The sequence below is a fragment of the Streptomyces sp. NPDC023541 genome (genome assembly GCF_055559995.1).
Window position 1 is genome coordinate 118,947 of the sequence record NZ_JBVHJO010000010.1, and the last position, 25,444, is coordinate 144,390.

Below are 25,444 nucleotides of genomic sequence, written 5' to 3' on the forward strand. Positions count from 1 at the left end.
CCCCGCCGGCCCGCGGGCCATTGCCTTCAAGGTCACCAAAGCGCTGTTTATCGTCAGGCAGACGACTATGATCGCGGCATGTCGCCCTACGACCCGTCGGCCTATCCGCCCTTCGCAGTCACCGTCGACCTGGTCGTGCTCACCGTGCGGCGCCACGCGCTCTGCGCGCTGGTCGTCCGGCGGGGTGAGCAGCCGTTCCAGGGGCGCTGGGCGCTGCCCGGCGGATTCGTCCGCGGTGACGAGGACCTCGCGGCCGCCGCCGCCCGGGAACTCTCCGAGGAAACCGGCCTGTGCGCGCACGACCCCGCCATGCCGGGCGCGGGTAACGGGGCACACCTCGAACAGCTGGCCACCTACGGCGATCCGAAGCGGGATCCGCGCATGCGGGTCGTCAGCGTGGCGCATCTGGTGCTGGCTCCGGACCTCCCCGCGCCCCGGGCCGGCGGTGACGCCAACAGCGCCCGCTGGGCTCCCGTCGACGAACTGCTGGCCGTCGGCGAGGAGAGCGCCGCGGGGCTCGCCTTCGACCACGCCCGGATCCTGGCGGACGGCGTGGAGCGGGCCCGGTCGAAGATCGAGTACTCCTCGCTGGCCACCGCCTTCTGCCCGTCCGAGTTCACCGTGGGGGAGTTGCGCCGGGTGTACGAGGCCGTGTGGGGCGTGGCCCTGGACCCGCGGAACTTCCACCGCAAGGTCACCGGCACCCCCGGCTTCCTGGTGCCGGCCGGAGGGACGACCACCCGTCAGGGAGGCCGTCCGGCCCAGCTGTTCCGCGCGGGCGGGGCGACCTTGCTCAATCCCCCGATGCTGCGCCCGGAGGTCTGACGCCGCGGCCCACGCGCCGCCGGTGCTGCAGACGCCGCGGCCCCCGCGCCGCCGGTGCTGCAGACGCCGCCGACCGGGCCCCCGGTTCGGGGTGAACCTGACGGAACCAGCGGCATGCCATCGGATCGGTTGCGCCGAAAATCGGACATATCGCGTTATCTTGCTTGCGGTAATCATCCTGCCGCAGAGCGGTCTCACCCCTCGCGAGAGAAGCGATGCTCCAGGCCATCGGACTCACCAGCAAACCACGCACCGACGCCCCGCCCCTCGTGGACGACCTCACCTTCGAGGCCCGCCCGGGGCACGTGACCGCCCTGCTCGGCGAGCCGGGATCGGGCAAGACGACCGCCCTGCGGCTCATGCTCGAACTCGAACCGGGCCGCGGCGTCACCTACTTCCGCGGCCGCCCGCTGCACCGGATCCCCCACCCCGGCCGTGAGGTCGGAGTGCTGCTCGGCGACGTCCCCGGCAACCCGGCCCGGACCGTCCGCAACCAGCTGCGGATGCTCTGTGCCGCCGCCGGGGTGCCCGCGTCCCGGGCCGACACCATGCTCGAGGTCGTCGGCATCGCCGGCCTGCGGGACCAGCGCCTCGGCTCGCTGTCGCTCGGCATGGAGCGCAGGGTCGCCCTGGCCTCGGCGCTGCTCGGCGATCCCTGCACCCTGCTCCTCGACGAGCCGGCCGCCGGCCTCTCTCCCCGCGAACGCGGCTGGCTGTACGGCCTGCTGCGCGGCCACGCCTCCCTCGGTGGAGCGGTGCTCTTCACCACCGACGACGCCAAGGAGGCGGCCCGGAGCGCCGACCGGGTCGTCAGCATCGAGGCGGGCCGCCTCGTCGCCGACCAGGAGGCCGCGGACTTCGCGCGGACGCGGCTGAGGCCGCGCGTCGCCGTGCGCACCCCGCACGCGGCCCGGCTGGCCGACGTACTGGGCCGGGAAGCCCGGGCGGCCCAGCGGACGGTGGAGATCGTCGAGGAGAGCGGCAGCCGCCTGTCGGTGTACGGCAGCAACTGCGCCGAGGTCGGCGAGGCGGCGTTCCGCCACGGCGTACTGGTCCACCAGCTCGCCGACGAGACCGGCGTCGCCGGCGCGTCGCCGGCCCCGGTCCCGCACGCCCGGGCCGCCGCGACGGCAGAGGCGGCCCCCGCCGGGGCCGCGCCGGGTCCCGCCGCCGACTCCGGCGGCCGTTCCCGGGGCGCACGCTCCCGGCGGCCGGCCTCGGCCGTGCGGCGCGTGGGCGGACCGCTGCGGCCACTGCGCTACGAGCTGCTCCGCGTCTTCGGCACCGCCACCCCCGCCCTCACCGCCACCCTCGTCGTCGTGGTCTCCGTCCTCACCTCCCTCGTGCTCGCCCGGGCCGGCCAGACCCCGCAGAACCGGCTGCTCGCCGCCTGGCCCGAGTTGCTGCCGCTGCCGCCCGCCGCGCTGGGCGCCGGGCTGCTCGGAGCACTGGCCTTCGGCGAGGAGTACCGCTATCCCGCCCTCGCCGCCGACCGGGGCACCGTGCCGCGCCGGCTGGGGCTGCTCACCGCGAAGCTCGGCGTCTGCGCCGCCCTCGGATTGCTGCTGGGCGCCCTGGTGGTGACGGCCGACGCCGCCGCCCTGGCGCTCGTCTTCGACAGCGGCCCCCTGCGCACCCCGGCGGAGTGGCTGTCCCCGGCCGCGAGTTGGGCCGGCCTGTTGATCGGCTGCGCCTGGGCCGGCGTACTGGCCTCCGGCGTCTTCCGGTCCGCCACCGCGGGACTGGCGGCGGTGCTCGCCGTACCCGTGGGAGTGGTTCCGCTGGTGCGCAAGGCGCTGGAAGGCTCGTCCGCGTACCCGGTGACCGGACTGGGACCCCGGCTGCGGGGCCTGTCCTGGGTGCAGTGGCCGCCGGAGGCGGACCGGCTGCTCGTGGCGGCTCTGCGGGTGATGACCCAGCCCGTCGCGACCGCACTGGTGTTGTCGCTGATGGTCCTGTTGTGCGCCTATGGGTTCACCGGACTGCGCAGCAGGGTTCGTTGGTGATCGTTCGGTGCCGGAGCAGGTGCGGACGGGACCGTTGCAGTCCATGTCGCGTCAAGCGGACCGCAACTCCACGTAATAGGCCCGGTTCTTTACGATAAGTCGTCAATTGCGTAGGTGGCACTGATCACCCTTTCGTGTGCTTTTCACCAAAGACCTCAAGGGTCGTGGAGGCACGGCCGACAAAGGATTCGTGAGTACCCTTGCGCACACCATGATGACCGCCGCCCGCCACGCCGACTCCGGCCTCGCCGGCGCGGGCGAACTCGACCGCTACCCCTACGCGGAGGCCCCCGGGTCCGACCGCGTCGGAGCACCCCACTGGGACGGCGCCGACGTCGAGTTGAGCCGCGTGGGCCGCCGCGCGGCAGGCAGCCGCGGCCGCGGACTGCACGGCCAACTCGTCCAGCAGCTCGGCCAGATGATCGTCTCCGGCGACCTCGGCGCGGACCGCCCCCTGGTCCCCGAGGAGATCGGCCAGCGCTTCGAGGTCTCCCGCACGGTCGTCCGCGAATCGCTGCGGGTCCTGGAGGCCAAGGGCCTCGTCAGCGCCCGCCCCAACGTCGGCACCCGGGTCCGCCCCGTCGCCGACTGGAACCTGCTCGACCCCGACATCATCGAGTGGCGGGCCTTCGGGCCCCAGCGCGACGACCAGCGCCGCGAGCTCGGCGAGCTCCGCTGGACGATCGAGCCGCTCGCGGCCCGCCTCGCCGCCGGCCACGGCCGCCCGGACATCCAGCAGCGCCTGGCCGACATGGTCGAGATCATGGGCCACGCCCTCGGCCAGGGTGACTCGATCACCTTCGCCCGCGCCGACAACGAGTTCCACGCGCTCCTCATCCAGGTCGCCGGCAACCGCATGCTGGAGCACCTCTCCGGCATCGTCTCCGCCGCCCTCCACGTCTCCGGCAGCCCGATGACCTCCTGCGACCGCCCGAGTGAGACCTGCGTCGCGCACCACGCACGGATGGTCGAGGCCCTCGCCGCGGGTGACGCGGTGGGTGCCGAGAACGCGATGCGCCAGCTCCTGACGGTTCACCCGGAGGTCGAGCGCGTGGTCCCCGCCCCGCGCGAGCACTGACGGGCGGGTGCGCGGGGGTGTACGACACGTCGCCGGGCCCGGCCGGGCCCGGCGACACCGGCGTGCGGAGCCCTTCCGGAGCCGCCGCTTCACCTCCGGAAACCGAGGGGTGTGACCGTATGACCGGCATCCGCGCAAGCGGAGTGTGACTCGGGCCACGAAGATTGGGCGTAACGCTCCGCGAGGTCGCGCGATGACTTAAGAGGTGATGGCCGACGGAGGGAAGACAGCAGCCCTTGGGGGTGCTGTGCAGCTCCCCGGCCCCTGCCCGCGCCGCCGGCCCATCCCCGGTCGGTGGTCGTCGGCTCCGGTCCAGCACCACCAGGCCCGGGGTCGGAAGCCGTTCCCATCGTTCCGAGAGGTTGTTCGTGTCGGCCAGCACATCCCGTACGCTCCCGCCGGAGATCGCCGATTCCGAGTCTGTGATGGCGCTCATCGAGCGGGGCAAGGCCGAGGGGCAGATCGCCGGCGATGACGTGCGTCGGGCCTTCGAGGCTGACCAGATTCCTGCGACCCAGTGGAAGAATGTTCTGCGCAGCCTCAACCAGATCCTCGAGGAAGAGGGTGTGACGCTGATGGTCAGTGCCGCGGAGTCGCCCAAGCGCACCACCCGCAAGAGCGTCGCAGCGAAGAGCCCGGCCAAGCGGACGGCCACCGAGCCCGTCAGGAAGACGGCGGCCAGGACGACGGCGGCGCAGCCCGCCGCCCCCGCGGCCGCGGGGGCCGAGACGGCGGACCCGCAGGCGCCGGACGCCCTCGTCGAGGAAGCCGCCGCGGAGCCCGTGGCCAAGAAGGCGGCCGCGAAGAAGACGGCCGCCAAGAAGGCCGCGCCCGCCAAGAAGGCTGCTGCGAAGAAGACCGCCGCGAAGAAGACCGCGGCCAAGAAGGACGCCGACGAGGCCGGCGACGACGAGAGCCCGGAAGAGGGTCCCGACGCGGTCAAGGCCGAGGGCGACGAAGAGGACGAGGGCGGGGAGAACAAGGGCTTCGTCATCTCCGACGACGAGGACGACGCCCCGGCCCAGCAGGTCGTGGTGGCCGGTGCCACCGCCGACCCGGTCAAGGACTACCTCAAGCAGATCGGCAAGGTCCCCCTCCTCAACGCCGAGCAGGAGGTCGAGCTCGCCAAGCGCATCGAGGCGGGTCTGTTCGCCGAGGACAAGCTGGCGAACTCCGACAAGCTGGCGCCCAAGCTCAAGCGCGAGCTGGAGATCATCGCCGAGGACGGCCGCCGCGCGAAGAACCACCTGCTGGAGGCCAACCTCCGCCTCGTGGTCTCGCTCGCCAAGCGATACACCGGCCGCGGCATGCTCTTCCTGGACCTGATCCAGGAGGGCAACCTGGGCCTCATCCGTGCGGTCGAGAAGTTCGACTACACCAAGGGCTACAAGTTCTCGACCTACGCGACGTGGTGGATCCGCCAGGCGATCACCCGCGCCATGGCCGACCAGGCCCGCACCATCCGCATCCCCGTGCACATGGTCGAGGTCATCAACAAGCTGGCCCGCGTGCAGCGCCAGATGCTCCAGGACCTGGGCCGCGAGCCCACCCCGGAGGAGCTGGCCAAGGAACTCGACATGACCCCCGAGAAGGTCATCGAGGTCCAGAAGTACGGCCGCGAGCCGATCTCCCTGCACACCCCGCTGGGCGAGGACGGCGACAGCGAGTTCGGCGACCTCATCGAGGACTCCGAGGCCGTCGTCCCGGCCGACGCGGTGAGCTTCACGCTCCTGCAGGAGCAGCTGCACTCGGTGCTCGACACCCTGAGCGAGCGCGAGGCCGGCGTGGTGTCCATGCGCTTCGGCCTCACCGACGGGCAGCCCAAGACCCTCGACGAGATCGGCAAGGTCTACGGGGTCACCCGTGAGCGGATCCGCCAGATCGAGTCGAAGACGATGTCGAAGCTGCGGCACCCGTCCCGCTCGCAGGTGTTGCGCGACTACCTGGACTGAGCCGGGCGGGCGGGCCGCGGCGGCGGAGGGCGCCGGCCGCGGCGCTGCCGGCCGTGGCGGGGGCCGCGCGGGTGCGCTCGGCCGACGGGCATCCCACTCTGGGTGGAGTCATGCACACTCGGAGTCAGGAGGCCCCATGCGTCGTCCCTTTTCCCGTGTCCTGGCGGGCGCGCTGACCCTGGCGGCGGGAGCGGCCGCGGCACCGCTTGCCCAGATGCCCCAGGCGGTCGCGGACAGTGTGGTGATCGGGGGGAAGCCGGTGAAGGCGGCCGACAGCCCCTGGGTCGTGGCCCTGGCCAGCCGTGACCGGTTCGGGGGTACGCGGGACGGACAGTTCTGCGGGGGCGTCGTCGTGGCCCCGACCACGGTGGTCACCGCGGCCCACTGCCTGGGCCGGCAGGTGCTCGGCGGCCCCGTGGAGTCCGTGTCCGACTTCCGGGTGATCGCGGGCCGTACGGAACTCCGGGCGGCCGACGGCCGGGAGATCGCGGTGCGCGGGGCGCGGGTGAACCCCGACTACGACCCGCAGAGCAACGCCGGGGACCTCGCCGTACTGGAGCTGGCGGAGGCCGTGCCGGCCCACAACGTGCTTCCCATGGCGGAAACGGGACACCCCGCGTACCAGCCGGGCACCGAGGCTGCCGTCTACGGCTGGGGCGACACCAGCGGGTTCGGTGACTACGCGTACGCCCTGCGGGCCGCGCCCGTGACGGTGCTGGCGGACGAGGTCTGCGGGCGCGCCTACCCCGGGGACGCTGACGGACAGTACCGGGCCGAGTCCATGGTGTGCGCGGGGGACGACGGGGGCGGCAGGGACGCCTGCCAGGGCGACAGCGGCGGGCCGCTGGTCGCGCAGGGGAGGCTCATCGGGCTGGTCTCCTGGGGGCGGGGCTGCGGGCGCGCCGACAGTCCCGGCGTGTACACGCGCATCGCCCCGCTGGCCGGCTTCGTGACGGCTCCGGAGAGGGCCGCGCAGCCGGAGGGGGCCCGGAACGCCGCGTGGGGGCCCCAGGGGGGCTCCGGGACGCAGGCAGGGTCTGTACGGGGGCATCGTGCGCGGTAGCGGCCGCGGACATGAGGACGGGCGGTACCCCTGGGTCTCAGGGGTGCCGCCCGTCGACCGGCCTGGCCGGTCCTGGCTCGTCGGATGCGAGGTTCGGCCTGTGTGTCAGCGGTCCTCGGGTTCGGCGTGGGCAGCCGGAGCGGACGTGAGCCGCTCGGTCTCATCCTGTATTTCCGCGGCGATCTTCTTGAGTTCCGGCTCGAACTTGCGACCGTGGTGGGCGCAGAAGAGCAGTTCACCGCCGCTCAGCAGGACGACGCGCAGATATGCCTGGGCGCCGCAACGGTCGCATCGGTCAGCGGCCGTCAGCGGGGTCGCGGGTGTCAGAACAGTAGTCACGTCGCCTCTTCTCTAGCTCGACGAGCTGTCGTACCAGGGTCAACATCCAACCAGGCCGAAAACGTTCCCGCTCGCGGCTTTTCCTCGAAACTTCCTTCCGAAGCTGGCCGGCTGTTGCCGGTTGGCGGCGAAGGAGCCGTATTGCGTTGCTTTACGGTTTCGCGTTGTCACTCGTGCGCTTGTTGCAGTTCCATCCTCCCCGGCGTGAGTGCCAGGTTGTTCATGAGGACGTGCCCGAACCCTAAATGGTTCATGCGCGGAAGGGAACGTGATGTTTCCTTCACCCGCCCGGGGGATCGAACAGTCGTGCGGATCTGCACTAGGCTGAGGAAACCGCGAGGGTGGCGTTGCATCGGCTCTACCTGGCCTCGGTACCCTTCGACGGGCACCCGAGCCACCCCTGCGCCCGACCGGGCCAGAAAAGAAATTCAGCGAGGAGCGAACTGCGTGACCGCCGACACGTCCGTGCCTTCCAGCGCGCTGCTGTCCGGAGCAGACCGGGACGGTTCCAACTACACCGCGCGGCACCTGCTCGTCCTCGAAGGGCTGGAGGCCGTCCGCAAGCGACCCGGCATGTATATCGGCTCCACCGACAGCCGGGGCCTCATGCACTGCCTGTGGGAGATCATCGACAATTCCGTCGACGAGGCCCTCGGCGGCTACTGCGACCACATCGAGGTGATCCTCCACGAGGACTCCTCGGTCGAGGTCAGGGACAACGGCCGCGGCATCCCCGTGGACGTCGAGCCCAAGACCGGCCTGTCGGGTGTCGAGGTCGTCATGACCAAGCTGCACGCGGGCGGAAAGTTCGGCGGCGGCTCGTACGCGGCCTCCGGCGGCCTGCACGGCGTCGGCGCCTCTGTGGTCAACGCCCTCTCCGCCCGCCTGGACGTCGAGGTCGACCGGGGCAGCTCCACGCACGCCATCAGCTTCCGCCGCGGCGTCCCCGGCATGTTCACCGAGCAGGGCCCCGAGAGCCCCTTCGACCCGTCGAACGGCCTGCGCAAGGTCAAGCGCATCGCCAAGGGCAAGACCGGCACCCGGATCCGCTACTGGGCCGACCGCCAGATCTTCCTCAAGGACGCCCGCCTCGGCCTGGAGACGCTCTACCAGCGCGCCCGGCAGACCGCCTTCCTCGTCCCCGGCCTGACCCTGGTCGTCCGCGACGAGCGGGCCATAGACGGCGCCGGCAAGACGGAGGAGACCTTCCGCTTCGACGGCGGCATCAGCGAGTTCTGCGAGTACCTCGCCCAGGACAAGGCCGCCTGCGACGTGCTGCGGCTGACCGGATCGGGCACCTTCAAGGAGACCGTCCCGGTCCTCGACGACCGCGGCCACATGACCCCCACCGAGGTCACCCGCGAGCTCGGCGTGGACATCGCCCTGCGCTGGGGCACGGGCTACGAGACCAACGTCAAGTCCTTCGTGAACATCATCGCCACCCCCAAGGGCGGCACCCACGTCACCGGCTTCGAACGCTCGGTGACCAAGACCGTCAACGAGGTGCTGCGCTCGGCCAAGCTGCTGCGCGTCGCCGAGGACGACGTGGTCAAGGACGACGCGCTGGAGGGCATGACGGCCGTCGTCACCGTCCGCCTAGCCGAACCCCAGTTCGAAGGCCAGACCAAGGAGGTGCTCGGCACCTCCGCCGCCACCCGGATCGTCGCCGCCGTGGTCGCCAAGGAGCTCAAGGCCTTCCTGACCTCCACCAAGCGCGACGACAAGCAGCAGGCCCGCGCCGTGATGGAGAAGATCGTCGCGGCCGCCCGGACCCGGATCGCGGCCCGCCAGCACAAGGAGGCCCAGCGCCGCAAGACCGCGCTGGAGACCTCCTCGCTCCCCGCCAAGCTGGCCGACTGCCGCAGCGACGACGTGGACCGCAGCGAGCTCTTCATCGTCGAGGGGGACTCCGCCCTCGGCACCGCGAAGCTCGCCCGGAACTCCGAATTCCAGGCGCTCCTGCCCATCCGAGGCAAGATCCTCAACGTCCAGAAGTCATCCGTCTCGGACATGCTCAAGAACGCCGAGTGCGGGGCGATCATCCAGGTCATAGGGGCCGGCTCCGGTCGGACCTTCGACATCGACGCCGCCCGCTACGGCAAGATCGTGCTGCTCGTCGACGCCGATGTGGACGGCGCGCACATCCGCTGCCTGCTGCTGACGCTCTTCCAGCGGTACATGCGGCCGATGGTCGAGGCCGGCCGGGTCTTCGCGGCCGTCCCGCCGCTGCACCGGATCGAGCTCGTCCAGCCCAAGAGGGGCCAGGACAAGTACGTCTACACCTACTCGGACAACGAGCTGCGCCAGACCCTTCTGGAGTACCAGCGCAAGAACATCCGGTACAAGGACTCGATCCAGCGCTACAAGGGCCTCGGCGAGATGGACGCGGACCAGCTGGCGGAGACCACCATGGACCCCCGCTTCCGTACCCTGCGACGGATCAACATCGGCGACCTGGACTCGGCCGAGCAGGTCTTCGACCTGCTCATGGGCAATGAGGTGGCCCCGCGCAAGGAGTTCATCACGAGCTCCGCGGCGACGCTGGACCGCTCGCGCATCGACGCCTGAGCACGCGGGCACCGGAGGCCGGCGGCGCCTGACACGGGCGGGCGCCACGGCACACCGGTCCCCTTCGCTGCATCACCTGTTGGAGTGAAGAGCACCGGTACACCTGTCCGGAAACCGTCCATTCCGCACATCCTTGGGCACGCGGCCAATGCGGCAGCGGACAAGGAGAGTTCGGTGGACAAGCACGAAGGTCGTGATGCCGGAACGATCCGGCTGGACGACCCCTGGTACGACGCACTGGCCGTCGGCTGGGGCGAGGGCGCGGAGCCGTCCCCGCCGCGGCCGGCTCCTGCCGGCCGACCGGCGGCCAGCGCATCCGACATCTACCTGGAAGTGCAGCGCAGCGCCGCCTTCCAGGAGGTCCGGAGCCGCTATCGCCGGTTCGTCGTCCCCGCGACCGCCGGGTTCTTCCTCTGGTACGTCGCCTACGTGGTCGCCGCGACGGCCGCGCCCGGCCTGATGGCCCGGCCCGTCCTGGGCGCGGTCAACGTGGCCATGCTCGCGGGCCTCGGCCAGTTCCTCAGCACCTTCCTGCTCACCTGGGCCTACGCCCGGCACGCACGGCTGCGCCGGGACCGGGCCGCGCTCGACCTGCGCTGGACGGTCTTCGAGCAGGAACGCGGCCAGGAGCGGTCCCGGGCGAGGAGGGCGGGCCGGTGACGACCGAACACCAGACCCTCGCGCTGATGCTGTTCAGCCTGTTCATCGCGGTGACCCTGGGGATCACCACCTGGGTCAGCCGCAACCGGCACGGTTCGGCCGAGGAGTTCTACGCCGGCGGGAGGCTCTTCTCCCCGATGGAGAACGGGTTCGCCATCGCGGGCGACTACATGTCCGCGGCCTCGTTCCTCGGCATCTCCGGTCTGATCGCCCTGTTCGGCTACGACGGCCTGCTCTACTCGGTGGGATTCCTCGTCGCCTGGCTGGTGGTGCTGTTCCTCGTCGCCGAACTGGTGCGCAACTGCGGGCGCTTCACCCTCGCCGACGTGGTCGCCGCCCGGATGAGCGAGCGCCCGGTGCGGATCGCCGCCGGGATCTCCTCGGTCGCCGTGTCCGTGCTCTACCTCGTCGCGCAGATGGTCGGCGCGGGCAGCCTCGTGGGGCTGCTGCTCGGGAACTCCAGCGCCGCGGCCCGGACCCTCACCGTGATCGGGGTGGGCGCCCTGATGGTGGTCTACGTGTCCTTCGGCGGCATGCGGGCTACCACCTGGATCCAGATCGTGAAGGCCGTGCTGCTGATGGGCGGGGCGATCACCCTGACCGTGCTCGTGCTGCTGCGCTTCCACGGTGATTTCGACCGGCTGCTCACCACCGCCGCCGAACGCAGCGGGTACGGAATCCGGTTCCTCAGTCCCGGCCTGAAGTACGGCGGGGACTGGACCGCCCGCTTCGACTTCATCAGCCTCGGCCTCGCGCTGGTCCTGGGCACCGCCGGACTGCCGCACATCCTGTCGCGCTTCTACACCGTGCCCACCGCCCGTGCGGCCCGCCGCTCGGTGGTGTGGGCGATCGCGCTGATCGGCGGCTTCTACCTGATGACCATCGTGCTCGGCTTCGGCGCGGCGGCCCTGGTCGGGCCGGACGAGGTCCGGGCTTCCAACGCCTCGGGGAACACGGCCGTTCCGCTGCTCGCGGCCTTCCTCGGCGGGGGCGCCGAGACGACCGGTGGCGCGGTGCTGTTCGCCTTCGTCGCCGCCATCGCCTTCGCCACCATCCTGGCCGTGGTCGCCGGCATCACCCTGGCCTCGTCCGCCTCCGTCGCGCACGACCTGTATGCCTCGCTCAAGCGGAGGCGGGCCAAGCAGCGCAGCGAGGTCTCGGTGGCCCGGGGCGCGGCCGTGGGCATCGGGGCCGTGGCCATCGCCCTCGGCCTGCTCGCCCAGAACCTCAACGTGGCGTTCCTGGTGGGGCTGGCCTTCGCGGTGGCGGCCTCCGCGAACCTTCCGGTGCTGCTGTACTCGCTGTTCTGGCGCGGTTTCACCACGCGCGGAGCCGTCTGGTCGGTGTACGGGGGTCTGGTTCCGGCGGTGCTGCTCGTCCTGGTCTCACCCGTGGTGTCGGGGAGCCCGGAGTCGCTGTTCCCGGGAGCGGACTTCCAGTTCTTCCCGCTCCAGAACCCGGGGATCGTCTCGATCCCGCTGGGCTTCCTGGCCGGCTGGCTGGGCACGGCCACCTCGAACGAGGAGCCGGACGAGGCGAAGCACGCGGAGACGGAGGTCCGCTCCCTGACCGGCGCCGGAGCGGTCTGAGCCGAGGGGTCAGACCGGTCCCTCCGAGGGGAGCCAGGTGTAGCGGTGTTCCGGACGGCCGGTCTCGCCGTAGCGCAGGGCCAGCGTGACGCGGCCGTTGCGTTCGAGGAGCTTCAGGTAGCGCTGGGCGGTCTGGCGGCTGATGCCCGCGCGGTCGGCGATCTGCTGGGTGGACAGCGGGCCGTCGGCCGTGCGCAGGACTTGGCGGACGAGCTCGGCCGTGGTGGGGGAGTGGCCCTTGGGGAGCTCGTTCACGCAGCCGGCACCGGCCAGGGCTCCGAAGATCCGGTCCACTTCGGCCTGTTCGGCCTCGCCGCCCGTGTCCAGGGTGCGGCGCAGTGAGCCGTACGCCTCCAGCCGGGCGCGCAGCCCCGCGAAGGTGAAGGGTTTGACCAGGTACTGGAGGGCTCCGAGGCGCATGGCGGACTGCACGGTGGCCAGGTCACGGGCAGCGGTGACCATGATCACATCGGTGCCGTGGCCGCGCTGGCGCAGGCGGCGGACCAGGTCCAGGCCGTTCTCGTCGGGGAGGTAGTGGTCGAGGAGGACCAGGTCCACCGGGTGGGTGGAGAGCAGGTCCAGGGCTTCGGCCGCCGAATGGGCCCGCGCCGTCACCCGGAAACCGGGAACCTTCGCGACGTACGCCGCGTTGATCCGGGCAACACGCATGTCGTCGTCGACGACCAATACGTGGATCGGGGTCTCGTTCACCGCAGGGCCTCCGGGAGTACGACGGAGAACTCCGCCCCTCCGTCCGCTGCTTCACCGGCCCGGGCGCTGCCGCCCTGCCGCTCCGCGAGACGGCGTACGAGGGCGAGGCCCAGCCCGCGCTCGCGGTGGGCCCGGGGCTGCTTGGTCGACCAGCCCGCAGTGAAGATCTCCTCGCGGCGCGCGGCGGGGACCCCGGGGCCGCTGTCACGCACCCGCAGCACGGCGGTGCGGCCCTCCGCGCGCAGCTCCACCTCGACCAGGGGCGCGGCTCCGCCGGCGGCGGCGTCCAGGGCGTTGTCCACCAGATTGCCGACGATCGTGACGAGTCCGCCCGGGTCGACCAGGCGGTCGGGGAGGAGGGTGGCTGCGGCCAGCCGCAGGGGGATGCCGCGCTCGGCGGCGACGGTGGCCTTGCCGACGAGGAGGGCGGCCAGCAGCGGGTCGTGGACCTTCTCGGTGACCTGTTCGGCGGTCGTGCGGTGCACGCCGACCACTTCCGTCACGAATTCCACCGCCTCCTCGTGCAGGCCCAGCTCCAGCAGGCCGAGGAGGGTGTGGAGGCGGTTGGCGTGTTCGTGGTCCTGGGCGCGCAGGGCGTCGATGAGGCCATGGGTGGAGTCGAGTTCGCGGCTCAGGTGCTCCAGTTCGGTGCGGTCGCGCAGGGTGGCGACGGCGCCTCCGTCCGCGGTGGGCCTGCGGTTGGCGACCAGGACCCGGGGGCCTTGGACGGTGAGCAGGTCACGGCCCGTCACACGGCCGGAGAGTACGTCGGCGGTGCGGCCGGCGCCGAGGACGTCGTCCAGCGGGCGTCCGGCGAACGTACCGGTGGCGTCGGGGGCGAGGCCCAGCAGGCGGGCGGCCTCGTCGTTGACGAGGCGGACGCGGCCGTCGGGGGCGAGGGCGATCACTCCTTCGCGGATGGAGTGCAGCATGGCCTCGCGCTCGGCGAGCAGGCCGGCGATGTCGGAGAAGGCCAGGTCGCGGGTCTGGCGTTGGATCCTGCGGGAGAGGAGGTAGGCGGCGAGGGCGCCCGCGGCCAAGGCGCCGCCGGCGTAGGCGAGGAGCCCCGGGATGGCCCCGAGCAGACGGTCGCGGACGCTGTCGTAGGCGATGCCGACGGAGACCGCGCCGACGATCTCGCCGTCGGCGGCGACGAGCGGGACCTTGCCGCGGGCGGAGCGGCCCAGGGTTCCGTCGTCGATCTCCATGACCTCGCGGCCGGCCAGGGCGTCGGCCGGGTCGGTGGAGACGGGCAGCCCGATCCGCTCCGGGCTCGGGTGCGAGCGGCGGATGCCGTCCAGGTCGAGGACGACGACGTACTCGGCACCGGTCGCCCGGCGGATCCGCTCGGCCGAGGCCTGCACCGGGCTGTCCGGCGACGCCGCCGAGTTCAGGAGGCCGGCGGCGATCGAGGGGTCGGCCGCGGTGCTCTGCGCGATGGCCAGGGCGCGCCGCATGGCCTGGTCGTCGAGCTGGGCGCCGAGAGGTGCCAGGAACAGGCCCGTGGCCAGCACGACGACCCCGGCGGCGATGGCCAGCTGGGTCAGGAGGATCTGCGAGACCGCCCGTCTGGGCAGCCCGAGGCGCCGAGCGCTCATGTGGGGGAACCGCATGGACAGCAACGGTAGGTCGGCCCCGGCAGAAGCGGAACGCTTGCGCCCTTGTAGTCGGTGAGACACCCCTCAGGGCATCGGCTGGGGTGGGCGTGGGCCGTGGTACTGGCCGCTCGGCCGCATGCGCAGCGGGCGCTCCTCATACTCCTCCAGCGCGTGGGCGATCCAGCCCGCGGTGCGGGCCACCGCGAAGACGGTCTCGCCGGCCTCGGCCGGCATTCCGCACGACACCGTCAGGACCGCCAGGGCCAGGTCCACGTTGGCGTGCAGCCCGCCCTGGCGGGCCATGACCGCGGCCACCTCGCGGGCCGCCGCCAGTGCGGGGCCGGCCTGCCCCAGCCCTTCCAGCCGGGCGAACAGCGCACCCGCCCGGGGGTCCTCGCCCCGGTAGAGGCGGTGCCCCAGGCCCGGGACCCGATGCCCGGCCCGCAGGTACTCGGCGACCACCGGAGCGGCCCCGCCCTGTTCCAGGACCTCCACCAGCATCCGGTGGGCCAGCCGCCCGGCCGCGCCGTGCAGCGGCCCTTCGAGCGCGCCCAGCCCGGCAGACACCGCCGCGTACGGATGTGCGCGCGCCGAGGCCGCCACGCGTACGGCCAGCGTGGACGCGGCCAGGTCGTGGTCGACCAGCAGCGCCAGCGCCAGGTCCAGCACGGCGAGCGCGTCCGGGTCGGGCTCCCGCGGCGTCAGCCGGGACCACAGCCGGCGGGCGATGCGGCCGTCGCCGGCCCACGCGGTGCCCGCCGCGGGCAGGGCGCCGACGAGTGTCGGAATCAGGCAGCGCGCAGCGCCCAGTACCGCATCCTCCGACAGGTCGAAGCGCAGCGGATCAGCCACCGCGGCGGCGGCGACGGCCACCCGAAGCCGGTCCACCGGGCCGCTGTGCGCCGGCAGGGCCTCCACCGCCCGCCGGGCCGCCTCCAGCGCCTCCGGGGGAGCGGTGAACCGGGTCCCGGGGGCGAGGTTCCCCGTCCAGAGCCATTCGGCGACCTCCTCGAAGCGGTACCGCGAAGCCAGGGCCACGGCGTCGACGCCCCGGAAGTAGTACCGGTCGGGTTCGATGAGGGTGAGCGCCGTGCGGACGGAGAGTTCCCCCGCGGCGGGGGCCGCCGCCTCGCGCCGGCTGCGCCGGGCCAGTGCCTCCACCTCGGCGGCGTCGAAGCTGCTGCCGCGCCCGGCCGGATCACGGCGGCTGGCGAGCTGGCCCCGGCTGACGTAGGCGTACACCGTCGCCGGCTTCACACCGAGCACCCTGGCCGCCTCCTGCGTGCTGAGCCTGCGTCCGCCGTCCGTCTGGTCACTCATGAGGAACACCCTACAGATTGCTTGCAATATTGATTCAATCAACATTGACAAGGATTCAGTCCATCATGGATGGTCGATGCATGAACACCACCGACAGCACCATCGAAGGACCGCGGGGCCTCGCGGGAGTCGTGGTCACCGAAACCGAGTTGGGTGACGTCCGGGGCCGCGAGGGCTTCTACCACTACCGCCAGTACTCGGCCGTGGAGCTCGCCGCGAGCCGCAGCTTCGAGGACGTGTGGCACCTGATGTTCCGCGGCACGCTCCCGGCGGACGCCGCCGAGCGGGCCGCCTTCACCGCCGAGACCGCCGCGCTGCGCCGGCTCCCCGAGGAGGTACGGGTCGTCCTGCCGGACCTCGCCCGCGCCACCCGGCTCTCCGGCCCGCTCGCCGGGCTGCGCACCGCGCTCTCGCTCCTCGGAGCGTCCGCCGGATTCCGGCCGGTGTACGACCTGACCCCCGAGCGGCGGGCCGCGGACGCGCTGGCCGCCTGCGCCGCCGTGCCGACCCTGCTGACCGCCCTGCACCGGCTGGGCCAGGGCCTGGAGCCGGTCGAGCCGCGCGAGGACCTCCCGTATGCCGCCAACTACCTCTACATGCTGACCGGCGACGAGCCCGATCCGGTCCGGGCCCGCGCGGTCGAGCGGTACCTGGTGTCCACCGTCGACCACGGCTTCAACGCCTCGACGTTCACCGCCCGGGTGATCGCCTCCACCGGCGCCGACGTCGCAGCCTGCCTGACCGGCGCCGTCGGCGCCCTCTCAGGCCCGCTGCACGGAGGCGCCCCCAGCCGCGCCCTGGACACCCTCGACGCGATCGGCACCGTGGACCGGATAGGGCCGTGGATCCGGGAACGGGTCCTCGCCGGCGACCGGATCATGGGCTTCGGGCACCCCGTCTACCGCACCGAGGACCCCCGCTCACGCATGCTGCGCGACATCGCCCTCGGCTTCGGCGGCCCCCTCGTGGACTTCGCCGTCGAGGTCGAGCGCCAGGTGGAGGAGATCCTCGCCGAACTCAAGCCGGGCCGGGAACTGCACACCAACGTGGAGTTCTACGCGGGCGTGGTCATGGAGCTGTGCGGACTGCCGCGCGAGATGTTCACTCCGACCTTCTGCGCGGCCCGGGTCGTCGGCTGGAGCGCGAACATCCTGGAGCAGGCCACCGATTCGAAGATCATCCGACCGGCCGCCCGGTACACGGGCCCCACCCCGCCGCAGCCGGTGCCGCTCCTCGACTGACCGGGCATGGCTACGATCGACCGGGTGAACAGCAGGCAGCCCATCCCCGTCGTCGTCCTCGCCGGATTCCTCGGATCCGGGAAGACCACCGTGCTGAACCACCTCCTCGCCGGCCGTGGGGGCACCCGTATCGGGGTCGTCGTCAATGACTTCGGCTCGATCGAGGTCGACGCGATGTCGGTGGCCGGCCAGGTCGGGGACTCCATGGTCTCCCTCGGAGGCGGCTGCCTGTGCTGCGCCGTCGACGGCAGCGAGCTGGACGCGTATCTGGAGAAGCTCTCCGCTCCCGTCCACAGGATCGACGTGATCGTCATCGAGGCGAGCGGCCTGGCCGAACCCCAGGAGATGATCCGCATGCTGATGGCCAGCGAGAACCCGGCCGTCCGGTACGGCGGCATGGTGGAGGTCGTGGACGCGGCGGAATTCGACGTGACCCGGGCCCGGCATCCGGAGACCGACCGCCACCTCGCCGTCGCAGACCTGGTGGTACTCAACAAGACCGACCGGGTCGACGCGCGCGAACGGATCAGGATCGAGACCGAACTCGCCGCGCTCTGCGCGCCCGGCACCCCGGTCGTGGGCGCCGACCACGGCCGCATCGACCCGGAGCTGCTCTTCGACCGCCGGCCCTGGACCGAGACCCGGGGGCAGCTTTCCTTCGAGGACCTGCTCGCGGAGGAAGACGGCCACGACCGCTGCGCTCATGCGCACGCCGCGTACGAGAGCACGGAGTTCAGCTCGCAGCAGGCCCTCTCCCCGCGCCGGTTCATGGACTTCCTCGACCGGCGCCCGGCCGGGCTCTACCGGATCAAGGGCTTCGTGTGGTTCGGGGTACCCGGACACGAGGAGCGCTACGAGCTCCAGGCCGTCGGCCGCTTCCTCCGCTTCGCCCCGCAGCCCTGGACGCGGGGCGAGACACGGCAGACGCAGCTGGTCCTGATCGGCTCGGGCACCGACGGTGAGGGACTGGTGCGCGAGTTGGAGGCCTGCCGCGAGGAGGCCCCGCAGGACGCGAACCCCGACAGCATGTGGGGTGTCCTGCGGTACGTCGACCGGCCCGCGCAGGATGAGGGCGACGCCCCCGGGCCGGACACGTCCGAGACGCTCCTGACGTATTGATCACGCAGCGCCCGGGCGCGCCCTTCCCGCAGGCTTCCCCCGAGTGCGGTCCCGAGGCGGCTTCCCGGGCGGTCAACGAGGCGCGCTCCACCAGACGACGTTCTCGCCCGTCCAGGTGCGCGAGCTTCATGTGCTCGGCCCGCTGCGGGCGAAGCCGCTGAGGTCCTGGTCGAGCACGAGCGGAGGCCTGCCGACGGTGGCCCGTTCGCTGTTCAGCAAGTGCAGGGACGACGCACTGGGCCGCCTGGACGCCTTGCGCCGAGGTGCGGGCGCCGGGCACTTTCGGGTCCGGCCCCACCGGAGCGCTCCCCGAGGGCCGGGGGCCGCGGGTCGGCTGCGCGGGCCGCTCCTGCTTCGCAACGGCCCGGACGAGGGGTCGGCCGACGCCGCGGTACGCGAGGGGGACGCGGAGGCGGTGGCGCTCGCGGCCCGGAAGGACGGCCCTTCCCCGCCCTGTCCGAACTCGTCGTCGAGCCACTGCGTCGCGTCTCCTCCGACGTGTGACGGCCCATTCGCCTGACACAAGAGGAGACCCGCGGGACGGGCGGCGGCAAGAGTTGCTCCGCAGGGGCCCGCCCGAGCCGCGCCTACTCGGCGGCGCCCGGACCGCCGGAGCCGTCCGGGTACTCCGCCTCGCCGGTGAGGCAGGCGTGGCACAGGCAGCGGTCCGGGTGCGGACTCTTCGGCGCCGTCTCGGCACGGTACTGGCGCGCGTACCGCTCCAGCACCGCGGAGGCGTCCACCACGTGCTCCTCCGTGGCGAAACCGCGCGCGTAGCGTTCCTCGCGCAGCCGTTCCAGGACGCGCGGCGTGTGGACGAGCTTGGGCCGGAAGCCGTACAGGTGGCGCGTCGCCGTGTCGATGACGATCCACCGGCCGGTGTGCCGTTCACGCCCGGCCACCGTGACCCGGTCGCCCCCCGGACCCCAGTACACCCTGGCGACGTACACCTTCGCCCCGCCCTTGAAGCACTTCGTCCCCGGGTGCAGTTCCTGGCCGCCGACCCCACAGCGACGCCAGGCCACGACGTTCGCGGCCACCAGCCAGACCGGCTCCGCCGATCGGTCGGCGGACTCGTCCACCCGCTCCACCCGCTCCATCCGCTCCACCCCTAGGCGACCTCCACGCCGTACTCGCGCAGCAGGTCCCCCAGGCCGCCACGGTAGCCCTTGCCGCCGATCACGAAGTCCCAGTCGCCGTTGGGGCGGCGCCGGAACGAGCCGAGCACCAGCGCGGTCTCGCCGGCCCGGCCGTCGGAGACCTCCAGCTGCCCGGCCTCCGCGCCCGCCGCGTCCAGGAGCCGGATCCGGGCCTCGGTGAAACCGGCCAGGTCGGCATGCGGATCGGCCTCCGGGTCCACGGCGGCCACCAGCACCAGCCGGTCCGCTTCGCGCGGCAGGGCCTCGAAGGAGACCTCCAGCGCCGCCTTGTCCGGTGCCGCGTGCGCCCTGGCCCGTACCGAACCGTCCGGCGTGCGTGGATTGTTGAAGAACACGAAGTGGTCCTCGCTCAGCACCCGGTTGCCCGTGCAGACGAGGGCGCACACGTCCAGGGCGACCCGGCCGGACCACGTCATGCCGAGCACGTTGTGGTCGGCCGGCGGGGCCGGCTCGGGAGAGCGCTGCGCCGGGACCGCGCCCGCCGGACCGCCGCCGAGGCGCCCGCGCAGCCCGTACTGGTGCAGGAGCTCCACCAGCTTGTCCCCGGGAACCAACTCCAACGGCTTGCCGTTGGAGAAGGTGTACGACGTGGGACCGAAGGACGAGGTGGTGACCAGCACCCCCTTGTTCGCCCCCTTGTCCTGGACCGTGCCGTACAAGTCCCGTACCGCCGTGGGCGGCACGGTGTTCCGGTAGCGCTTGACCTGCACCACGATGCGTCCGCCCGTGATCGGGGAAGGGTCATTCGCCTCGATGTCCACCCCGCCGTCACCGGACCGCTGGGTGGTCACCGCCTCCATGCCCATCGCCCGGAAGAGCTCCGCCACCAGGTTCTCGAAGGCGATCGGGTCCATCACGAAGAGGTCCGGCTCGTCCTCGTCGCCGCCCGCGTGCCCGCCGTGGCTGACGACTCCTCCGCCGACCTCGTCGGGCCGGCGTCCCGGGCGTACGGCCGTCAGCTGGTCGGGGCGCGCCGACAGCTGCCCGCGCAAACCCTCCACCAGGCAGTCCACCGCGCTGACCTGCTCCAATCGCAGCCCCGCGAAGGCGGAGCGGGCCGCCGACACCGAGCCCAGGACGATCCGCGCCTCCTGCCCCGTCACCGGATCGTGGTCGTCCACGAAGCCGTTGACCACCACGGACTCCAGTGCGCCGAACTCGTCCGCCGCGTACAGCTCCCGCACCACCAGCAGCAGGCACTGCGCCAGCAGGTCCCGGTACAGTGCGCGGCGCTGCGTCGCAGGGCGGGCCGTCTCCTTGTCCTGGTCCGTGCTCGCCATGTACCGGACCGACTTGGCCTCGGGCACCACCTGGAATCCGGGCAGCTGCCAGTCCAGCACCAGCTCCCGCCCGCCCCGGTCGTAGGCGGCGGCCAGCTGCCTGGGCAGCGCTTCTGGCCAGGCGGTGGAAGCGTAGAGAGCGGCCGAGAAGTACTCCACGGCGGCGTCCGCGTCCCCCGCGCGCAGCGCCCTGCCCAGCTCGGCGAGGCCGTTGTTGTGCTCGCGGATCCCGGCGAGCTGCTGCGCGGCCCACTGGTCGTACTGCCCGCGGTACGCCGCCAGTTGCTGCTGACGCTGCAGTTCCGCGGCGTGAGCCGCCTGCCAGGCCTGGGTGTAGCGGGCGTGCGCGTCGCGCTCCGCCTGCGCCCGGCGGTTCGAGCCGAGGGTCCAGCCGGTGTTCTGGTGCTGGAACTGCTCGATGCGCGGCATCGGCAGCGGATGCGCGAGGTTGCCCGGGGCGAAGGGCTCAAGCTGTTCGGACCTGACCAGAGCGGCCGTGCGGAACGCGGGTGCCCGGCATCCCGCGGCCAGCAGGCCTTGCAGGGCGGCGACCTCCGCCTCGATGCGCTCCGTACGCCGTCGTGCCTCGGCCTCCCGGTGCTGGCGGTACGCGGCCTGCTGCTCGCGCTGCCCCCGGGCCGCCTCGCGTTCGTACGCCCGCTGTCGGCGTTCCGCCTCGCGGTGCTGGATCAGCTGTGTCTGCTGCATCCGGCGCTGGGCCTCGGCCCAGTCCCCGATCAAACCGCCCGACCGACGACTCATCAGCTCTGTGTTCTCCCGCCCCACCCGACAGTGCCAAGAGGGAAAACACTAGTCGCCATTCGGGTGGTACGTCCCCCGGACGTACCACCCGAATGGTCTGGAACCTCCTACAGCGCGGGTCCCGCCAGCGCCGCCACGGCCGCCGGCAGGGGCGCCCCCGAGCCGTCCCGGCGCGGGTCGTGGGCCGGCAGCTCGGCCGGAGTGCCGTTCGCCGCCGCCGCGCGGGCGGGGGCGGCGCCGGCCCAGGCCAGCACCAGCAGGTCCTCGCCCTTCAGGAACCGCTGGCAGCGCACGCCGCCGGTGGCGCGGCCCTTGCGCGGGTACTGGTCGAAGGGGGTCAGCTTCCCGGACAGCAGGGAGTCGTCCAGGGTCCCGTGCGCGCCGGCCACCGTGAACACCACGGCGTCCCGGCCCGGGTCGACGGCCGAGAAGTGGATCACCTTGGCGTTCTCGGAGAGCTTGATGCCCGCCATGCCGCCCGCCGGGCGGCCCTGGGGGCGCACCTGGCCCGCGGGGTAGCGCAGCAGCTGGGCGTCGTCGGTGATGAAGACCAGGTCCTCCTCGCCCGTGCGCAGCTCGACCGCGCCGACGATCCGGTCACCGTCCTTGAGGGTGATGACCTCCAGCTCGTCCTTGTTGGCCGGGTAGTCCGGCACGACGCGCTTGACCACGCCCTGCTCGGTGCCCAGCGCCAGCCCCTGCGAGGACTCGTCCAGCGAGGTCAGGCAGATCACCTTCTCGTCCGCCTCCAGTGCGGAGAGGAACTCCGAGACCGGCGCGCCGCCCGCGAGGTTCGGCGCGGCGTGCGTGTCCGGCAGCTGCGGCAGGTCGATCACGGAGAGCCGCAGCAGCCGGCCGGTGGAGGTGACGACGCCGATGTCGGCGCGCGCGGTGGCCGCGACCTGCGAGACGATCAGGTCGTGCTTGGCCCGGGCGCCGCCCTCGTCCTGCGGCAGCGGCTCGCCGTTCGCCGTACGGGCCAGCAGGCCGGTCGAGGACAGCAGCACCCGGCACGGGTCGTCCGCGACCTCCAGCGGAACGGCCGACACCGCGGTGCCCGCCGACTCCAGCAGGACCGTACGGCGCTCGGTGCCGAACTTCTTCGCGACGGCAGCCAGTTCCGAGGAAACCAGCTTGCGCAGCTCGTTGTCGGACTCCAGGATCCCGGTCAGCTCGTCGATCTCGCCCGTCAGCCGGTCGCGCTCCGACTCCAGCTCCAGGCGGTCGAACTTGGTGAGCCGGCGCAGCGGGGTGTCCAGGATGTACTGGGTCTGGATCTCGCTCAGCGAGAACCGCTCCATGAGCCGGGCCTTGGCCTGGGCGGAGTTCTCACTGTCGCGGATGAGGCGGATGACCTCGTCGATGTCGATCAGGGCCACGAGCAGGCCCTCGACGAGATGCAGCCGGTTCCGGCGCTTGGTGCGGCGGAACTCGCTGCGCCGGCGGACGACCTCGAAACGGTGGTCGAGGTAGACCTCGAGCAGTTCCTTGAGGCCGAGGGTGAGCGGCTGCCCGTCCACCAGCGCCACGTTGTTGATGCCGAAGGACTCCTCCATCGGCGTCAGCTTGTAGAGCTGCTCCAGCACGGCCTCCGGGTGGAAGCCGTTCTTGATCTCGATGACCAGGCGCAGGCCGTGGGCCCGGTCGGTGAGGTCCTTGACGTCGGCGATGCCCTGGAGCTTCTTCGAGCCGACCAGGTCCTTGATCTTCGCGATGACCTTCTCGGGGCCCACCATGAAGGGCAGTTCGGTGACGACCAAGCCCTTGCGGCGCGCCGTCACGTTCTCCACGGCCACCGTCGCGCGGATCTTGAAGGACCCGCGGCCGTTCTCGTAGGCGTCCTTGATGCCGGAGAGCCCGACGATCCGGCCGCCCGTGGGCAGGTCGGGACCCGGTACGAAGCGCATCAGCGCCTCCAGGTCCGCGTGCGGGTGGCGGATCAGGTGGCGGGCGGCCGCGATGACCTCGCCGAGGTTGTGCGGGGGCATGTTGGTCGCCATCCCGACCGCGATCCCGGACGCGCCGTTGACCAGCAGGTTCGGGTAGGCGGCGGGCAGCGCCACCGGCTCCTGCTCCTGGCCGTCGTAGTTGGCGGTGAAGTCGACGGTGTCCTCGTCGATCGACTCCGTCATCAAAGACGTGGCGTCGGCCATGCGGCACTCGGTGTAGCGCATCGCGGCCGGCGGGTCGTCGTTGCCGAGCGAACCGAAGTTGCCGTGGCCGTCGACGAGCGGCAGCCGCATGGAGAAGGGCTGTGCCATGCGCACGAGGGCGTCGTAGATCGACGCGTCGCCGTGGGGGTGGAGCTTGCCCATCACCTCGCCGACGACGCGGGCGCACTTCACGTACCCGCGGTCGGGACGCAGGCCCATCTCGTTCATCTGGTAGACGATGCGGCGGTGCACCGGCTTCATGCCGTCCCGGGCGTCGGGCAGGGCACGGGAGTAGATCACCGAGTACGCGTACTCGAGGAAGGAGCCCTGCATTTCGTCGACGACGTCGATGTCGAGGATCTTCTCCTCGAAATCCTCCGGCGGCGGGGTCTTCGTGCTGCGGCGGGCCATCGCTGCGCGGCTCCTTAACCAAGAATGTATGTGCTGGGTGTCTGGCTGGTCTGGCGGGGTCTGGCTGGGTCCTGCCGTTGGCCGGCAGGGGTACGACGCCGACCATTGTGGCCCGGGGGACCGACAACGCCGACTCCGACCCAGGTCTGGCCCGGGAACTTATCCGGTGGCCGACGCGCTTGCATACAGTGGCAGGTCTGACGGAAATCTCTGCATCGCGATCGAAGGGACCACATGCCCATGGGTCACACGGCCACAGCCCAGGCCGGCTCCGGCGGCCTGACAGCGACCGAGCACCGGCTGGCCAACGGCCTGCGCGTGGTGCTGTCCGAGGACCACCTGACCCCGGTCGCCGCGGTATGCCTCTGGTACGACGTCGGCTCGCGCCACGAAGTCAAGGGGCGTACCGGCCTGGCTCACCTCTTCGAGCACCTGATGTTCCAGGGTTCGGCGAGCGTACCGGGCAACGGACACTTCGAGCTGGTCCAGGGTGCCGGCGGCTCCCTCAACGGCACCACCAGCTTCGAGCGCACCAACTACTTCGAGACGATGCCGACCCACCAGCTGGAGCTCGCGCTCTGGCTGGAGGCGGACCGGATGGGGTCGCTGCTGGCCGCCCTGGACGAAGAGTCCATGGAGAACCAGCGCGACGTCGTCAAGAACGAGCGCCGCCAGCGCTACGACAACGTCCCGTACGGCACCGCCTTCGAGCGGCTGACCGCCCTGGCGTACCCGGAGGGCCACCCGTACCACCACACCCCGATCGGCTCCATGGCCGATCTGGACGCCGCGTCCCTGGAGGACGCGCGCACCTTCTTCCGTACGTACTACGCGCCCAACAACGCGGTGCTGTCGGTCGTCGGCGACATCGACCCCGAGCAGACGCTCGCCTGGGTCGAGAAGTACTTCGGCACCATCCCCTCCCACGACGGCAAGCAGCCGCCCCGCGACGGCTCGCTGCCCGACGTCATCGGGGAGCAGCTGCGCGAGGAGATCGTCGAGGAGGTTCCGGCGCGCGCGCTGATGGCCGCCTACCGGCTGCCGCACGACGGCACCCGCGAGTGCGACGCCGCCGACGTGGCGCTGACCATCCTGGGCGGCGGCGAGTCCTCGCTGCTGCACAACCGGCTGGTACGCCGCGACCAGACGGCCGTCGCCGCCGGCTTCGGCATGCTCCGCCTGGCCGGGGCGCCGTCGCTGGGCTGGCTGGACGTCAAGACCTCCAGCGGGGTCGAGATCCCCGCCATCGAGGCGGCCGTCGACGAGGAGCTCGCGCGGTTCGCCGCCGAGGGCCCGACCGCCGAGGAGATGGAGCGCGCCCAGGCGCAGCTGGAGCGCGAGTGGCTGGACCGGCTGAGCACGGTGGCCGGCCGCGCCGACGAACTGTGCCGGTACGCGGTGCTGTTCGGCGACCCGCAGCTGGCCCTCACCGCCGTACAGCGTGTCCTCGACATCACCGCCGAGGAGGTGCAGGCCGTGGCCGCGGCCCGACTGCGCCCGGACAACCGCGCGGTGCTCGTCTACGAGCCCCTCGCGGCCGAGGGCGAAGAGGGCGAAGAGGGCGAAGAGAACGCCGACAGCGACGAGAACGAGGGGGCGGAGCAGTGAG

The 25,444-nt window shown here is 72.0% G+C and carries 18 protein-coding genes; 11 read left to right on the forward strand and 7 right to left on the reverse strand.

Annotated elements, in window-relative coordinates:
• Nucleotides 1-78: 78 nt before the first annotated feature.
• From ACZ3X1_RS24800 to ACZ3X1_RS24820, 5 genes are all read left to right on the forward strand, one after another.
• Nucleotides 79-825 carry an NUDIX hydrolase gene (locus tag ACZ3X1_RS24800; RefSeq protein WP_356810426.1) on the forward strand — a complete coding sequence of 249 codons (747 nt, stop codon included), beginning with the start codon at nucleotides 79-81 and terminating at the stop codon, nucleotides 823-825.
• Nucleotides 826-1,040: 215 nt separating this feature from the next.
• Nucleotides 1,041-2,831 carry an ATP-binding cassette domain-containing protein gene (locus ACZ3X1_RS24805; RefSeq protein ID WP_390077145.1) on the forward strand — a complete coding sequence of 597 codons (1,791 nt, stop codon included), beginning with the start codon at nucleotides 1,041-1,043 and terminating at the stop codon, nucleotides 2,829-2,831.
• Between the two features lie 190 nt (nucleotides 2,832-3,021).
• Nucleotides 3,022-3,909: a FadR/GntR family transcriptional regulator gene (locus ACZ3X1_RS24810; RefSeq protein WP_356810424.1), complete on the forward strand. Its 888-nt coding sequence runs from the start codon at nucleotides 3,022-3,024 to the stop codon at nucleotides 3,907-3,909.
• Between the two features lie 362 nt (nucleotides 3,910-4,271).
• A complete protein-coding gene (locus tag ACZ3X1_RS24815) occupies nucleotides 4,272-5,861 on the forward strand; it encodes an RNA polymerase sigma factor (protein WP_467281001.1) in 1,590 nt (529 codons plus the stop codon).
• Between the two features lie 136 nt (nucleotides 5,862-5,997).
• Complete coding sequence (locus tag ACZ3X1_RS24820; RefSeq protein ID WP_467281002.1) at nucleotides 5,998-6,924, forward strand: S1 family peptidase; 927 nt, start codon at nucleotides 5,998-6,000, stop codon at nucleotides 6,922-6,924.
• Nucleotides 6,925-7,029: 105 nt separating this feature from the next.
• Here the strand turns inward: ACZ3X1_RS24820 and ACZ3X1_RS24825 are convergent, their stop codons facing one another.
• Nucleotides 7,030-7,263 carry a DUF7455 domain-containing protein gene (locus tag ACZ3X1_RS24825; protein ID WP_030028922.1) on the reverse strand — a complete coding sequence of 78 codons (234 nt, stop codon included), beginning with the start codon at nucleotides 7,261-7,263 and terminating at the stop codon, nucleotides 7,030-7,032.
• A 447-nt stretch (nucleotides 7,264-7,710) separates the two neighbouring features.
• Between ACZ3X1_RS24825 and ACZ3X1_RS24830 the strand changes: the two genes are divergently transcribed.
• The 3 genes from ACZ3X1_RS24830 (at nucleotide 7,711) to ACZ3X1_RS24840 (ending at nucleotide 12,080) form a co-directional block, all read left to right on the forward strand.
• Nucleotides 7,711-9,831: a DNA gyrase/topoisomerase IV subunit B gene (locus ACZ3X1_RS24830; protein WP_390077149.1), complete on the forward strand. Its 2,121-nt coding sequence runs from the start codon at nucleotides 7,711-7,713 to the stop codon at nucleotides 9,829-9,831.
• A 174-nt stretch (nucleotides 9,832-10,005) separates the two neighbouring features.
• Nucleotides 10,006-10,491: a DUF485 domain-containing protein gene (locus ACZ3X1_RS24835; RefSeq protein ID WP_356810420.1), complete on the forward strand. Its 486-nt coding sequence runs from the start codon at nucleotides 10,006-10,008 to the stop codon at nucleotides 10,489-10,491.
• Nucleotides 10,488-12,080: a solute symporter family protein gene (locus tag ACZ3X1_RS24840; protein ID WP_356810419.1), complete on the forward strand. Its 1,593-nt coding sequence runs from the start codon at nucleotides 10,488-10,490 to the stop codon at nucleotides 12,078-12,080. Before ACZ3X1_RS24835 ends, ACZ3X1_RS24840 begins: the two co-directional genes overlap by 4 nt.
• A gap of 9 nt (nucleotides 12,081-12,089) precedes the next feature.
• Here ACZ3X1_RS24840 and ACZ3X1_RS24845 read toward each other — a convergent pair whose 3' ends face one another.
• The 3 genes from ACZ3X1_RS24845 to ACZ3X1_RS24855 form a co-directional block, all read right to left on the reverse strand.
• Nucleotides 12,090-12,749 carry a DUF7342 family protein gene (locus ACZ3X1_RS24845; protein WP_436840722.1) on the reverse strand — a complete coding sequence of 220 codons (660 nt, stop codon included), beginning with the start codon at nucleotides 12,747-12,749 and terminating at the stop codon, nucleotides 12,090-12,092.
• A gap of 38 nt (nucleotides 12,750-12,787) precedes the next feature.
• The gene (locus ACZ3X1_RS24850; RefSeq protein WP_467281003.1) at nucleotides 12,788-14,389 is read right to left on the reverse strand and encodes an ATP-binding protein; all 1,602 of its coding nucleotides are present in this window, start codon (nucleotides 14,387-14,389) and stop codon (nucleotides 12,788-12,790) included.
• Nucleotides 14,390-14,473: 84 nt separating this feature from the next.
• Nucleotides 14,474-15,709 (reverse strand): citrate synthase, encoded by a 1,236-nt coding sequence (locus ACZ3X1_RS24855; protein ID WP_467281004.1) that lies wholly within the window; start codon nucleotides 15,707-15,709, stop codon nucleotides 14,474-14,476.
• An 80-nt stretch (nucleotides 15,710-15,789) separates the two neighbouring features.
• Here ACZ3X1_RS24855 and ACZ3X1_RS24860 point away from each other — a divergent pair, with 80 nt between their 5' ends.
• Nucleotides 15,790-16,950 (forward strand): citrate synthase, encoded by a 1,161-nt coding sequence (locus ACZ3X1_RS24860; RefSeq protein ID WP_467281005.1) that lies wholly within the window; start codon nucleotides 15,790-15,792, stop codon nucleotides 16,948-16,950.
• Between the two features lie 24 nt (nucleotides 16,951-16,974).
• Nucleotides 16,975-18,069 (forward strand): CobW family GTP-binding protein, encoded by a 1,095-nt coding sequence (locus ACZ3X1_RS24865; protein ID WP_467281006.1) that lies wholly within the window; start codon nucleotides 16,975-16,977, stop codon nucleotides 18,067-18,069.
• A 587-nt stretch (nucleotides 18,070-18,656) separates the two neighbouring features.
• Here the strand turns inward: ACZ3X1_RS24865 and ACZ3X1_RS24870 are convergent.
• From ACZ3X1_RS24870 to ACZ3X1_RS24880, 3 genes are all read right to left on the reverse strand, one after another.
• Nucleotides 18,657-19,169 (reverse strand): hypothetical protein, encoded by a 513-nt coding sequence (locus tag ACZ3X1_RS24870; protein WP_467281064.1) that lies wholly within the window; start codon nucleotides 19,167-19,169, stop codon nucleotides 18,657-18,659.
• Nucleotides 19,170-19,180: 11 nt separating this feature from the next.
• Nucleotides 19,181-21,271 carry a restriction endonuclease gene (locus tag ACZ3X1_RS24875; RefSeq protein ID WP_356810412.1) on the reverse strand — a complete coding sequence of 697 codons (2,091 nt, stop codon included), beginning with the start codon at nucleotides 21,269-21,271 and terminating at the stop codon, nucleotides 19,181-19,183.
• A gap of 107 nt (nucleotides 21,272-21,378) precedes the next feature.
• Nucleotides 21,379-23,835: a DNA gyrase/topoisomerase IV subunit A gene (locus tag ACZ3X1_RS24880; protein ID WP_356810411.1), complete on the reverse strand. Its 2,457-nt coding sequence runs from the start codon at nucleotides 23,833-23,835 to the stop codon at nucleotides 21,379-21,381.
• Between the two features lie 240 nt (nucleotides 23,836-24,075).
• Between ACZ3X1_RS24880 and ACZ3X1_RS24885 the strand changes: the two genes are divergently transcribed.
• Nucleotides 24,076-25,443 carry a M16 family metallopeptidase gene (locus ACZ3X1_RS24885; protein ID WP_467281007.1) on the forward strand — a complete coding sequence of 456 codons (1,368 nt, stop codon included), beginning with the start codon at nucleotides 24,076-24,078 and terminating at the stop codon, nucleotides 25,441-25,443.
• Nucleotide 25,444: the final 1 nt, after the last annotated feature.